This is a genomic window from Paenibacillus sp. J31R98 (assembly GCF_056269245.1).
Genome location: NZ_JBWDNO010000001.1, coordinates 422,131 through 434,996, shown reverse-complemented (window position 1 = coordinate 434,996; position 12,866 = coordinate 422,131). Strand labels below are relative to the sequence as shown.

At 53.0% G+C, this 12,866-nt stretch carries 11 protein-coding genes; 3 read left to right on the top strand and 8 right to left on the bottom strand.

Going from position 1 to position 12,866, the window contains the following annotated elements; translation table 11 throughout:
* Nucleotides 1–65 precede the first annotated feature (65 nt).
* A complete protein-coding gene (locus tag AC0YNX_RS01935) occupies nucleotides 66–1,109 on the top strand; it encodes a YkvI family membrane protein (protein ID WP_475813972.1) in 1,044 nt (347 codons plus the stop codon).
* 80 nt (nucleotides 1,110–1,189) lie between these two features.
* On the opposite strand, the gene AC0YNX_RS01930 is transcribed toward AC0YNX_RS01935, so the two are convergent.
* Genes AC0YNX_RS01930 through AC0YNX_RS01920 form a run of 3 tightly spaced genes read right to left on the bottom strand, consistent with a single transcriptional unit; the run spans nucleotide 1,190 to nucleotide 6,970 of the window.
* Nucleotides 1,190–4,465, bottom strand: coding sequence for an AAA family ATPase (locus AC0YNX_RS01930; RefSeq protein WP_475813971.1), 3,276 nt, complete (start codon nucleotides 4,463–4,465; stop codon nucleotides 1,190–1,192).
* Nucleotides 4,462–5,811, bottom strand: coding sequence for a metallophosphoesterase family protein (locus tag AC0YNX_RS01925; RefSeq protein ID WP_475813970.1), 1,350 nt, complete (start codon nucleotides 5,809–5,811; stop codon nucleotides 4,462–4,464). Before AC0YNX_RS01925 ends, AC0YNX_RS01930 begins: the two co-directional genes overlap by 4 nt.
* Nucleotides 5,812–5,830: 19 nt before the next feature.
* The gene (locus AC0YNX_RS01920) at nucleotides 5,831–6,970 is read right to left on the bottom strand and encodes a glycosyltransferase family 4 protein (RefSeq protein WP_475813969.1); all 1,140 of its coding nucleotides are present in this window, start codon (nucleotides 6,968–6,970) and stop codon (nucleotides 5,831–5,833) included.
* Nucleotides 6,971–7,129: 159 nt separating this feature from the next.
* Between AC0YNX_RS01920 and AC0YNX_RS01915 the strand changes: the two genes are divergently transcribed.
* Together AC0YNX_RS01915 and AC0YNX_RS01910 are read left to right on the top strand one after the other, a co-directional pair.
* On the top strand, nucleotides 7,130–8,326 hold the full coding sequence (locus tag AC0YNX_RS01915; protein ID WP_475813968.1) for a GGDEF domain-containing protein: 1,197 nt from the start codon (nucleotides 7,130–7,132) through the stop codon (nucleotides 8,324–8,326).
* A gap of 279 nt (nucleotides 8,327–8,605) precedes the next feature.
* On the top strand, nucleotides 8,606–8,971 hold the full coding sequence (locus tag AC0YNX_RS01910) for a cupin domain-containing protein (protein ID WP_475813967.1): 366 nt from the start codon (nucleotides 8,606–8,608) through the stop codon (nucleotides 8,969–8,971).
* A gap of 104 nt (nucleotides 8,972–9,075) precedes the next feature.
* On the opposite strand, the gene queC is transcribed toward AC0YNX_RS01910, so the two are convergent.
* The 5 genes from queC to AC0YNX_RS01885 all read right to left on the bottom strand — a co-directional run bounded on the left by queC (nucleotide 9,076) and on the right by AC0YNX_RS01885 (nucleotide 12,839).
* Complete coding sequence (gene queC, locus AC0YNX_RS01905; RefSeq protein WP_475813966.1) at nucleotides 9,076–9,765, bottom strand: 7-cyano-7-deazaguanine synthase QueC; 690 nt, start codon at nucleotides 9,763–9,765, stop codon at nucleotides 9,076–9,078.
* Nucleotides 9,766–9,769: 4 nt separating this feature from the next.
* Nucleotides 9,770–10,480 (bottom strand): 7-carboxy-7-deazaguanine synthase QueE, encoded by a 711-nt coding sequence (locus AC0YNX_RS01900; protein WP_475813965.1) that lies wholly within the window; start codon nucleotides 10,478–10,480, stop codon nucleotides 9,770–9,772.
* On the bottom strand, nucleotides 10,470–10,952 hold the full coding sequence (queD, locus tag AC0YNX_RS01895; protein WP_475813964.1) for a 6-carboxytetrahydropterin synthase QueD: 483 nt from the start codon (nucleotides 10,950–10,952) through the stop codon (nucleotides 10,470–10,472). The genes AC0YNX_RS01900 and queD overlap by 11 nt, the downstream gene beginning before the upstream one ends.
* Before the next feature lie 56 nt (nucleotides 10,953–11,008).
* Nucleotides 11,009–11,821: a PhzF family phenazine biosynthesis protein gene (locus AC0YNX_RS01890; protein WP_475813963.1), complete on the bottom strand. Its 813-nt coding sequence runs from the start codon at nucleotides 11,819–11,821 to the stop codon at nucleotides 11,009–11,011.
* Nucleotides 11,822–11,891: 70 nt separating this feature from the next.
* Entirely contained in the window at nucleotides 11,892–12,839 is a 948-nt protein-coding gene (locus AC0YNX_RS01885) for a DMT family transporter (protein WP_475813962.1), read from the bottom strand.
* Nucleotides 12,840–12,866: the final 27 nt, after the last annotated feature.

Below are 12,866 nucleotides of genomic sequence, written 5' to 3'. Positions count from 1 at the left end.
CCCGTCCCTCTTTGGACATACCTTGTTAATAGGTATCGTTTGGGAAATAGGAGGTCGTGGCTTAGATGATGAAGCGGACAAGCAAGGTATTACAAATTGCTTTTACGTATATGGGCACAATAGTTGGCGCAGGGTTCGCAACCGGCCAAGAAATCTTGCAGTTTTTTACGCGGTTCGGATTCCCTGGGGCGATTACAATTATTATGGCTACAATGATGTTCATCTGGCTAGGCGCCAAAATGATGCTGATTGCCAGCGACGTCCGCGCCAAGTCGTATGAAGATGTCAATAAAGTGCTGTTCGGCGAGCGGTACGGACGCTGGGTCAGCCATTTCATGCTGCTTGTGCTGTTCGGCGTGTGCGCCGTCATGCTCGCAGGTGCCGGTTCGATCTTCTCTGAGAACTGGAATATCTCCTATCAGTCCGGCTTGCTAATAACCATATTCGGTTGCTTCCTGCTGCTTCGCAAAGGAATGAACGCGATTCTGGCTGTCAATGCCATCGTCGTTCCGATTATGCTGCTATTCACCGTGCTCATCATCATCGATACGGTTCAGACGCCTGGGTCGAACAGATGGCTGCTGCTTAGCAGCGATCACTCTCCGATTGCACTCTGGGCTTCTCCGTTCCTATACGCTGCTTTTAACCTGTCCATGGCGCAAGCGGTGCTCGTACCACTCGGTGCGCAAATGCAAGACCGCAAAACGATCGTATATGGTTCCTGGGTCGGCGGTATCGGTATCGGCTTCATGCTGCTTGCCGGCCACATTGCCCTATCCGTCTATATGCCGGGCATCCGCCAATTCGCCATCCCCATGGGCGGCATCGCTCGCGAGCTCGGGCACGGCATCCAGTGGATTTATATTTTCTTGATATTTGCCGAGATCTTCACGACGCTCATTGCAGATATCTATGGCTTAACATTACAGCTTCAGGAACGGCTTAAGATCTCTAGAACACTGCTCACGCTCATCACCCTCGCCTGCTGCTACGTCGCCAGCCAGATTGGCTTTGGCCCGTTGCTCTCGACGCTCTACCCGCTGTTCGGACTGATCAGTCTCGGGTGGCTGGTGCTGCTTATAAAGCAGCGGCCTCCTGCTGGAGATTAAGTGTGAACGAAGTTGAATTAGGATTAGAAAAAGCCTAGGAGACGTGAGAAAATATGAAAAGTGAATATGAAGCCTAGGCGCTATGATATAAGATCGATGATGGCTGCATCTGGGATCGCGCTTTGCAAGGCGTCCCTCATATGGTCGTGGCAAGTGAATAGAATGATCTGCCTTCGCTCGGCCAACTCCCTCAGAACAGCCGCCGAGCCTTTCAACCGTCCGATATCGAAATTGACGAGAGGATCATCGAGAATGAGCGGCAATGCGCTGGCTGACGAAGAAGCCTCCTCGGCAAGAGCGAGCCGCATGGCGAGATAAAGCTGTTCAGCGGTCCCTCTGCTCAAATACATGCTTCCAATAATCCGGCTATCTTCCGTTTCCAGGGAGATAGCCTGTTTCTCTTCCTGCAGCCAAATTCGCTTGTACTTGCCGCCGGACATGATGCTCATCAGCCTCGATGCTTCGCGCAGAACCGCTGGCTGACGCTGCTCTTCCATCAATCGTTTCGTCCGTCTAATCATTGCCATGCAAAAGGATAAGACGGCGTAGCGCTCAATAAGCTGCTCCAACGAAGCGGTTGTCTGCTCACGATCCATCGTCAATCGCTGCCTGTCGCTGTTCTGAAGCAGCTGTTCCATGCGCTGCCTCTTGCGTCCAATATGCTCAAGCAGCTCTACGTTCCGCGCTTCTAGCTTCGACAATTCGACTCCTGCCTCTGCCTTCATGCGGTCAAGTTGATTGCCATCGTAAGTCGCATACCAACTCTCAAGCTGCTCTCGCTGCATCGTTGTTAATCCAGCGGTCAATTGGGCATCCATCTTAAACAGAGAGGTCTCAATTGCTGCAAGCCGCTCAGAGCGCTCCAGGGCATCGAGCCATTCCAGCTCATCGGCAGCATGTGCAGCTTGAAACCACTGTTGCTGTTTATGTTCAAGTTCCCTTACAATCTTGTCCTTCTGGTCAAGCAGCAGCTCTTGATCGGCTAGCTGACGGTTAAGCTCGCTCTTCTGCCTTGCAAGCAAGCTTTGCTTGTCCAGTTCTGCCTGCAGAAGCCGAAGCGCTGCGGCAGCATCACCGTGCGCCCGGTAACTGACTGCCGGGAACGCTTCGGACAGCTGGAAGACGGCTTGCTCGAAATCAGCAAGCTGCCGTTCGATTCGCGCCGCCTTGTCTGCGGCGCGGTCATAGGCTTGCAATCGAAGCTGCGCTTGCTCAGCGAGATCGTATGTTTCAAGGGCTGCTTCGGGCGATAACTCCGCCTGAAGCGCCCTATGTTCAAGCCAATCGCGCCACTTGGCCGCGATTGCATCCGCTGCTTCGGCCGCGTGCTCTGCCGCGGCTGCAGCGGCTTCATGCTGCGCGCGCAGCCGGGATTGCCGGCGCGCGAGCTCCTGGCGGCGCTCCGCGGTGCTCGCACTGGCGCGGAGCTCGTCCTGCCGCGCGTCGATCGCTGCGCGCAGGCGCGAGAGCAGCGGCGCAGCGCGGTCGGCTGCGCCGGCATAGCCTGCGGCAGCTTCGTTGTGCGCCGCAGCAAGCGCCGGCGGCGGCGCTGCGCTCGCCGCGAGCAGGCCGTGCAGCAGCGGCTCGGCTTCGCGAGCGAGCTGCTGCAGTGCGGCCGCGACGCGCCGCTGCGCTGCTGCAAGCGGCTGCGCGTGCACCGCAGCCGCTGATGGCGCTGCCGCCGCTGGCGCTGGCGCACGCCCGCGCCGAGCGCGGCCGCCGCGGCCCGGCTCCGCCGCGGCTCGCGGCTGCCGCTGCGCGAGGCGCAGCAGCGGCGGCGCCGCCATCGCAGCCGCAAGGGCGCCGGCGGCTGCTGCCGCGACAGGCCAGCCCGCAGCGGCCAACAAAACAGCGCCAGCGGCCATCACACCGCTGGCAACCCAATAAGCAGCGTCAGGCACTCGCCGCCTCTCCACAACAGAACCTGCTTGCGCGCGAACCTGCGCAAGCTCAAGCTCATGCCAGGCTTCCTCGAATTGTCTGGATGCGCTTCGCAGCTCCTCCAGCGTCTGAGGAAGCAGCTCAATCCCTTGCCTCCGAGGCTGCACGCCTCCGGCATCCAGCTCCACAAGCAGCGCATCCGCTTCCTTCAGCTGCACAGCAGCAGCGCGAAGCTCCGCTTCAGCCTGGCTAATCGCCTTCTCCCGCTCCTGAAGCGAAGAGCGATATACCCGAATCGCTTCCCTCTCCGCTACTCCGGATTGGAACGAACGCAGCGAAGCTTCGGTCCATAACGGCGAGATCTGGGCGATCAATCGGCGCACAGCCTCTATATCTTCCCTCGCTTCTGCTGTCAACTCCACGAGCGACAGACCCGCTGCGTTCATCGATTCCGCTGACAGCATCAGCGATTCAATCTCAGGCTTCCTTACTAACAGCTCTTCATCAACCGTCAGGGAGCTGTATTCTCTTCGTTGCCGCTCAGCAAGCACCTTCGCTTTCTCGAGCTCCTGCTTCACTCGAGAAAGCTCTTCCGCAATCGCTTCCCAGCGAGAACGAGCATCAACGGCGAGCCTTGGCGCCAAAGCCCCTATTGCCGCCTGCTCATGAAGCAGCGCCAACCGCTCTACCCAAATCTCTCTCAGCTCACATGCTCGCGTAAGCAAGTGCTCGCGCTCGCGCAATGTAGGCAGCTGAGTATCTATCTGGGCGAGCTCCGCTTCCGCGGCTGCAAGCTCCTCGGATAACGCATTATACGCCGCAATGCCGTCCTCCAGCTGTCGCAGCTGCGCTTCCGTCTCTTCTAGCGACTTCACGAGCTTATTCATCTGCTGCGTGCTGCCTCGAGGTCGATACAGACTGTCTAGCTGCGTTGTTAGCAGCTTCTCCGTCTTCGCTATGGCTCCGCCTCCATTCCATCCGGCATGGTACAACTGCTTGCCAAGCTCGTCCCCTTCCAGCATTCCGATTGCTTGCAGCTCTGATAACGTGATCGCGTACAGCTCGCGGAATAACCGCTCGTTGACACTGCCAAGGAACATTCGCTCCCACTGCTGCTGCGTGAGCACTTCCGCTCCAAGCGATGCTCCGTTATCAGCGCTAGGCAATCCATCGTTACGTTCTAACCTAATGTTGATTTTGCTGGACGCTTCTCCATAACGCTCTAACACATAATGGACCCCATCCGCATTCTCCAAAAACAATCTCCCGCCATGGCGGCCGCCGTTCACAGGCTCCAAACGCTCAGCCGGATTGCCCTTGCTCGCAAAACCAAACAGCATCGAGCGAATAAAGCCCATCATGGTGCTTTTTCCCGCTTCATTCGGGCCATAGACGATCGTAACCGGCGAATCGAAGCGATACGCTCGGTCACTTAGCTTGCCGAAGCCATCAATATGTATGCCTCGCAGCTTCATCCCTTATCGCCTCCCTCGAGCGGCGCCTCATGTTTATCAGCCGATCTTAACTGCTCGTCCTCGATCAGCAGCCCCGCAGCCAGCTCTCTTGCACCCATGAGCCATTGACGAGACCGCTCGTCCTGCATCTGCCGAACGAGCTTGCGCAGCTTTGCATTCGCATGCAACGGCTGAAGTGCTTCATTCGCCAATTCACTTAATGCAGCTTCATCTGCCTCAATTATCAAGCTGCTTCGGATTAACTCGCCAGTGAAGCTGTCCTCTCTTGCAAGCACCTCATAATCCAGTTCAGCGCCGGATTCCGCCTCGATCTGATAAACCCAGCACCATGGCTCGGCAATATCATCCGGCAATTCTTGTTGATCAGCGATCCTCACACGAATACCTTGGAGCAGCTCTTGCATGAAGCTGGCGTCTGATAATTGGTAATGCAGCGGTCCTCTACCCTGAAGGCTCAATCTCAACATGCTCGAGCGTCTCTCACAAGTTGAAGCGGCAGCCGTCACCGCATGTTCCAACACACCTAGCAATGCTTGCTCCGATTCAATGCCATCAATAGCAATGACGGCACTTTCCCACCTTACGATATCGAGGGGTATGAACTTCAGCTCGGTATCATACGCTGGTGACACATCAACGATGTAACAACCTTTTGCACCTGTTTCCTTCGAGTGCCTGCCTTGTGTGTTTCCCGCATAGACGACATGCGGAAAAGTATGCAGCACCTCTCGCTGATGAATATGTCCGAGCGCCCAATAATGGAACCCGGAACCAGCCAGCTCTGCCAAGCTGCACGGCGCATAGGGATCGTGGCCCTGCTGCCCGTCTACATTGCCATGCAGCATAGCAATCTGATAGACGCCGCTCCCATGGTCAGCATGATACCTTGCGGCCATATTCTCTGTGACCGATCTTGTGCCATATGAGATGCCGTGTACATATGCAGCAAGCTCTCCTGATTTGGTATAAGCAGCTGCCTTCTCCACCTTCTCCGTGCCGAAGAAATATACAGACGCCGGCCAAGTTAGCTTCGCTCTTTGCCCGGACAGCGGATCATGATTGCCATGAATGACAAAAAGCTGCACACCGTTGGCGTGCAGCCTCTCCCATTCCCGCTGCAAATACAGTTGAGCACGCAGCGAGCGGTCCGCCGAATCGTAGAGATCTCCCGCAATTACGATGAAATCTACCGCTTCCGACAGCGCCGTATCCACTAAATTTCGAACGGCCTGGAAGGTGGACATTTGGAGCGCTTCTCGCACATGCGCCGGCGCATCCGTCAATCCGCGAAACGGACTGTCGACATGCAAATCAGCTGCATGCATGAATCGAAATGAAACTCCCATGTCACCTATTCCTCTCTATTTACGTTTGTTCCGCACCTGGATTGACTTCGAGATACACTTGTCTCAGCTGTGCGATTACGCGCTGCAGCGAGTATGCTTTCTTCGCTTTATTCCATGCGGCTCTTGCCAAGTTATAGCGGAAATCCGGGTCCGATACCACTTTCTCCAGCGCATTCGCAAGCGCAGTCGGATTCTCCGGTTCGACGAGCAAGCCGTTGATGCCGTCATCGATCTGCTCGGCAATGCCGCCGACATTCGTGCCGACGAGCGCAAGCCAGCAGAGCGCCGCCTCCGCGAACACCGAGCCGAATGCCTCTGCGCGCGAAGGAAGCACGAAGACGTCGAAGAATGGCATGAACTCTTCCGGATGCAGCATATAGCCGTAAAAAATAATATCGTCATACAAATTGAGCTGCTGCGCCAGAAGCTCCAGTTCCGGCCTGATCGGTCCGTCACCGATAATATGAAGGACAAACGGCTGTCCGCGTTCCTTCAGCTGCGCGCATGCATGGAGCAGAATATCAAGCCCCTTCGCCGGAACGAGACGGCATACGGTAATGAGCTGCACGACCTCATTTTCGTGAGAGATCGGCTTAAAACGCTTCTCATCGAAACCGTTCGGGATCACAACAATCCGGTCCGCATCATTCACATACGGACGCATATAGTTGCGGAATGAATCTGAAGCGGTAAGAATTCTGTCCACCTTGGATTCGATCTCGCGATAGATCGATGTAAGAAACCTATGCTCCAAGCCGCCTTCGATGATTTTGCCATTGAGAATAAGCTCTCGCTCATAGCTCGAGTGAATCGTCATCACGATCGGCGTATCCGGGAACAACTGCTTCATCACAAGCGCCGGAATCGGATGGTGAGCGTGAATGAGATCATATTTCTTATTCAGCCGCAGCTTCGTCCACCAAACGTAGTCACGGTAAGTTTGCAAATATTTATCAATGATAGGATTGCCCTCATATATGCTTATATCGAAAGTATCGAATGTTACTTGTTCCTGACCTTTGCTGCGCACGCGCTTCGGCAGCGAGAACAGCTCCATCTGCCAGCCAAGCTTATTGAAACGCTCTTGAATATAGGGAACCATTGAGGACACGCCGCCCGGTTGCTCCGGTGGGAAAAACAATGCCTGCAAAATATTCATGTGCCCGCGAACCTCCTCAAACAAACCTGCATTATACTTCTCGACCTGCCAAAAACATGATATACTAGAACATACGTTTCTGTAAAGCTGATGTACCGGGCTTCACCGACTCCATTCATGCACCGTGCGTCTACTCTCAAAATTAGGTGGTTTCTAAACATGACAGTTGTTAATTGGCTCGCCGGACAAGCCGGGCAAACCTTCACATCCGCTTGCGTGATGACGATTCTTGTACTCATGCTCTTTATGGCGATGAAGCTGTACAAGAGCTACAGACGAAACCGCACGCATCTTGTGCTCATCATCGTGCTTCCGATCATCATTATCCAGAACGGCGCGCTCATTACTCTATCCGCTCCCGACTGGTCGGCATCGCCTTACTTACATATTGGATACTCGTTTGTCAGCTTGCTCTCTTTTATCATTATAAACTTTGTTTTCATGAAATTATATACCGGTCCTGCGGCCAGATTGAAGGGCATGCCCTTCTTTTTGATGGTGATCGGTCTAGTCCTGGTTGCCGCCGCTCAAATCGCCTATAAACCTGAGATGCTGAGCAGTCCGATCTCTGCTGGCGGTATTGATCTGCTTGCGCTTGATTTCTACGGACTGGTTCTGAACTTCGCCATTCTGCTCAACCTGCGCGGCATTGACCAGCGATTCAATTATTCCGCAAGCCTGATCGTCTATTTTGTTTATCAGCTCTCGGCCATGGCAGACAGTGTGTTCCACGGAGACAAGTCCATCCTGGTCATCTTCATTCATTTGCTGCCTATCGTCTATTATACGCTCTTGTTTCTGCTCTTGTTCGAGTGGGTGCTTGAGCGGCTCATGATGACGTTCCAGTCGTCGATTACCGATGGCTTGACGAGCTTGTACAACCGGCGGCACTTCAATAAGAAAGCGGAGCAGTTGCTGCGCGAGATGAACCGGATCGCCATCATCTTCTGCGATATCGACAATTTCAAGAAGCTGAACGATACACAGGGTCATCATAAAGCAGACGGCGTACTGAAGCAGGTCGCCGATATTATTAGAGAAGAGACAGCAGGCATTGGCACGGCTGGACGTTACGGAGGCGAGGAGCTGCTCGGGCTCGTCGCAGCGCCCGGCGTCAAACCCGAAGATGTAGCGGAAGCCATTCGGAGCCGCGTCGAGAAGGAAACGATTGTCACGATCAGCGTTGGCGTCAGTGCATCACGCGAAGGCACAACGATAGTTGAAGTCGTCAAGCAGGCGGATGAAGCGATGTACCAGTCCAAGACTACCGGCAAGAATAAGGTTACGCTGCATCCATCCGTGCAGAAGCGCTCCCGCTCGGAAGGCGAAGGGTCGAAGCGCAGCAAGCAAGCGTAATAGATAACATGTTGCACTTAGAACCGTCTCGTTAGCCACAGGCAGTGGCTGCGGGGCGTTTTTTCATTTGGGCTGAACTACTTGCGCTTGTTGAGTAGCTTTCACAATGGACCGTTTTTAAGCTTATCGAATTTCTAAGGTTGAGACACCTCGTCAAATTCAATTAAGTTTTACTTCATTAAAATTAATAATGATTAAATTTACACGAAATAATAACTAGCTTAGAATAGCTTTGAGCCTCGATTCTGGTTAGCGGAGAAGATACTAACGGAGCATATTGTGTGGTGCATTGTCTCGTCCCGCAAGACTCCGGCCCTCCTCTCCATATTCACGGATCAGAAGATGAAGCCCTTTTATGTACTGGAAGGAGAGCTTGATTTCACGGTTGGGAACAGAATTATTAAGGCCGGACCGGGCGACTACATCTTCGCACCTCGCGGCATCCCTCATACATTCAATGCCACAACATCAGAAGCACGGTTTTTGGTGACGGCGTCCCCTTCTGGCTTTGATGCTTTTGTCAAAGAATTAGGCGTCCCTTATAAGGAAGGCATGGAGCGAGATTCAGAACCGCCTAAGCCGGAATTTTTTCAGCACTTAATTGAGGTTTCAAAAAAATATGATATCACTTACCCTAATTTGTAACCTTTGGACTGCTTATATCCAACCACATACCATCTACTAACAACATAAAACCGCCCTCCAAAAAAAAAGGGCGGTTTTATGTTGTTTCATATGATCTCAACCAATTATTTATAAGGAATCGGATCACTCATACCCGCTTCAGCAAAGCCTTTCAAGCGCAGTCTGCAGCTATCGCATTCGCCGCAAGCTTCAGGTTCTCCATTGTAGCATGAGGTTGTCAGCTGGTAAGGAACGCCCATTCTTGTTCCTTCTTTGACAATGTCTGCTTTCGTCAGATGGATAAGCGGTGTCTCGATCGAGATTGGCTTGCCTTCGACTCCGATCTTCGTGGCAATTGCAATCACTTCTTCCACCTTCGCGATAAACTCCGGACGGCAGTCTGGATAACCGCTGTAATCCAGCGCATTCACGCCAATATAGATCGCTTCTGCCCCTACTGTCTCCGCGAATGATGTTGCAATCGACAAGAACAACAGGTTACGTCCAGGCACGTATGTCACCGGAATTTCACCCGCTTCGTCTGGCACTGGATCTGTGCCGACTTTCGGCACGTCAATGCTGTCATCGGTCAGCGCGCTGCCGCCGAAATCACGCAGGAAGCCGAGCTCAACCAGTCTGAATCGGTCACTCACGCCATAATACTCCGCAACTGCACGTGCATTGTTCAATTCAATCTTATGGCGTTGACCATAGTTGAACGTAATCGGGTACAGCTCATAGCCCGCTTCCTTTGCATACCCCATGCAAGTTGTACTATCCAAACCGCCGCTTAGTATAACGACTGCTTTTTTCATTTCCTTACACACCTCTCTTAGCCGGATCCCAAATAATTTTGTGCAGCTGCATATTCAGCTTTACGCCAGTTAGCCCGCTTGCGAGCAGCTTCTCGACAAGACGTGCTGGAGGCATCGACTCCCATACGGGGCTGAACAATGCTAGCGCCTTCGTTGGATACTTCGCAAGCGTCTCTACCGCAGCATCGAAATCACGGTCGCTTGCAATGACGAACTTCACTTCATCCTGCTCGCGCAGCAAGGCGAAGTTCTCATGAATCATCGCTTCATTCTCGCCGGAGTCCGGCAGCTTGTAATCCATAATGTAGCGTGCTTTAGGCGATGCGATGTCACGAAGAAACGGTGCCAGATCAATGGCTCCATTCGTCTCTACATGCACGTCCTTGATGCGTTCGATATTGCAAAGCGCCTGCAGCAGCTCGCCTGAACGGCTGCCGTACAGCAGCGGCTCACCACCGGTCATGCAGATATGCTCCGCTTTATACTTCTGCTCAACTTCGGCAACAATATCTTCAATGGTCATGGTGAACTCTGCCTCAGCAGGAGGATAACTATACTTCGTATCGCACCAGACGCAGCGGAGGTTGCAGCCGAACAGACGTACAAAAACGGTCGGGAACCCGGCACGTGTGCCTTCGCCTTCGACCGTTTCAAAAATTTCTACCATGGGCAGACGAACGGAGCGTTTCTCTTGCTCTACAGCATTAACCGACATGTTCGTCCGCCTCCATCAATTCACGAGTAACAGCGGCGTAGCTGGTTGGCGTTTCCCATAGACGAATCTCTTCGATCCGAATATCCGGGTAGTGGCCTTCCTCAACGAGCGCTTCATGAATTTGTTCATAAATCCAGACGACCATATTCTCAGCCGTCGTATTCATTGGCGGTAGCACTTCGTTCAAGTAGCGATGGTCCAGCTTGTCGATGACACGCTCTTTGGCAATTCGCTTCATATCTGCAAAATCGATCGTCAACCCGCGTTTATCTGTTTTGCCGGACATAATCGTTTGAAGTTTATAAGTATGGCCGTGCAAGCTCTTGCACTTGCCCTCGTATAAATGCAAATGATGCGCACTGTCAAAAGTAAATTCCTTTGAAACGAGCACCCGCTTATTATGATAACGAAGCTGCTGCTCCTCAATGTCGGTCCCGAATTGCTCAATATGCTTCGGAATCTCGTAAGTCACGTTTCACACCTTCTCCTTTTATGCAATTGCAATATGCAATTATAGCACAACTTGCATTACACGGAAAGATGTCCGTTCAAAACTGTCACAGCTTTGCCTGAAATCAGGATGCGGTTGCCTACAATTGCAAGCTGCAGCTCCCCGCCTCTTGCAGAAGCCTGGTAGGCAAGGAAATCATCCTTGCGAAGTCTACGCTGCCAATACGGAGCGAGCGCACAATGCGCGGAGCCGGTTACCGGGTCTTCATCGCATCCGGTCGCCGGATAGAATGCTCGCGAGACGAAGTCGTATTCGCTGCCGCTGCTCGCTTTGCTCGTTATAATAATGCCCCGAGCTTCAACACGAGCAAGCATGGCGAAGTCAGGCTTCAGCGTTCGAACCGTTTCCTCACTATCGACCTCAACAAGATAGTCGATCCGGTTCTTCCCCGCATACCTCGGGATGAGACCAAGCCCCTGAATCAATTCCTCAGGCGCATTCACCGCTACAGCCGGCTCCGCCGGGAAATTCAGCATAATGCCTTCCACCGAACGGTCGGCTGTCAACAAGCCGCTTAATGTATGAAATCTCGCCTGCCTATTGTGCGGAAGATGACCGTTCTCCCACAAGTAATGGGCACTTGCGAGCGTAGCGTGACCGCACAAGTCCACCTCGACCGTCGGCGTGAACCAACGAAGCGAATAGCTGCCATCCTCGCGGGGGACAAGAAACGCCGTCTCCGACTGGTTCATCTCAGACGCAACGCCTTGCATCCAAGCCGCATCCCGCTCTTCTTCAAGCAGGCAAACAGCGGCCGGGTTCCCTTTGAACGGCTTACTTGTAAAAGCATCAATGAGCGCAATTGGAATTCTTATTGGGCTATTCATCATCCTCTAATGTTCCTCCTCTATGTAAGAAATGCCGATCCCGGAGTTTGATCCGGTTCGGCATCCATCGTGATTACGCCTCTGACGGCGTGAGAACTTTCTGTTTCTTCTTACGGTTGACCACGATAATTCCACAGCTGACAAGCGCAAGCGCCCCAATAACAGCGCCGGATAGCGGCTCGTTCAAGAACAGCGCGGACTGGAGCACTCCGAATACCGGAATGAGGAACAAATACATCGATACGCTGCCGACCTGATTATACTTCATCACATTGTTCCAAAGCGTAAATGCAAGCGCCGAAACAAGAGCTAGATGAAGAAGCATGAGAAGCGCGATACCGTCAAAATGGAATGGCGCGAGGCCTGTGCTCCATGCAGCAATTACGCAGAGAACGATACCGCCGAGCAGCATTTGGTAACCGTTAATATACGAAATGCTGTAGGAAGCCGATGCCTTGCGCGATAGCAAGTTGCCGCAAGCATTGAAGAGCGTCGCCGCCATCAGCAGCAGCTCGCCAACAGAGAAATGCAGACCCGAATTGCCATCATGCTTGGATAGGCCGAGCACGAGCAAGCCGATAAAACCAACGATAAGCCCTAGCCCTTTTGCCCCGTTAATTCGGTCGTTCTTATACAGGAAATGCGCGATTACGATTTGGAAGAACGAGATCGTCCCCGCAATAACCGCACCTACAACGCCTGCGCTCATAGATAATCCAGCGTAGAAGAATGTATACTGCAATACCGTTTGCAGCAACGCGATGGAGGACAACATGCCTCCGCTGCCACGCTGATAGCCCAGCCGTTCCCGCCTAATAAGCATATACAGCAGGATGAGTATGCCCGCTAGCGAGAATCGGTACCCCGCAAAGAGCAGCTGCTCGAGCGTATCTCCTGATCCAATGCCAAGCCTCTCGTAGCTGAGCTTAATAAACGGATAAGAGCTCCCCCAGAGCAAAGTCGCGCTGATAGAAGCTCCAATTATTCCTAGTGGATGGGTAAAAAATTTGGCTGCATTCATAACTTTATTCGTTTCTCCTTCTTCGGT

Coding starts and splice junctions, on each gene's coding strand:
- AC0YNX_RS01935 (WP_475813972.1), top strand. CDS start 66: ATGATGAAGCGGACAAGCAAGGTATTACAAATTGCTTTTACGTATATG.
- AC0YNX_RS01930 (WP_475813971.1), bottom strand. CDS start 4,465: ATGAAGCTGCGAGGCATACATATTGATGGCTTCGGCAAGCTAAGTGAC.
- AC0YNX_RS01925 (WP_475813970.1), bottom strand. CDS start 5,811: ATGGGAGTTTCATTTCGATTCATGCATGCAGCTGATTTGCATGTCGAC.
- AC0YNX_RS01920 (WP_475813969.1), bottom strand. CDS start 6,970: ATGAATATTTTGCAGGCATTGTTTTTCCCACCGGAGCAACCGGGCGGC.
- AC0YNX_RS01915 (WP_475813968.1), top strand. CDS start 7,130: ATGACAGTTGTTAATTGGCTCGCCGGACAAGCCGGGCAAACCTTCACA.
- queC (WP_475813966.1), bottom strand. CDS start 9,765: ATGAAAAAAGCAGTCGTTATACTAAGCGGCGGTTTGGATAGTACAACT.
- AC0YNX_RS01900 (WP_475813965.1), bottom strand. CDS start 10,480: ATGTCGGTTAATGCTGTAGAGCAAGAGAAACGCTCCGTTCGTCTGCCC.
- AC0YNX_RS01890 (WP_475813963.1), bottom strand. CDS start 11,821: ATGATGAATAGCCCAATAAGAATTCCAATTGCGCTCATTGATGCTTTT.
- AC0YNX_RS01885 (WP_475813962.1), bottom strand. CDS start 12,839: ATGAATGCAGCCAAATTTTTTACCCATCCACTAGGAATAATTGGAGCT.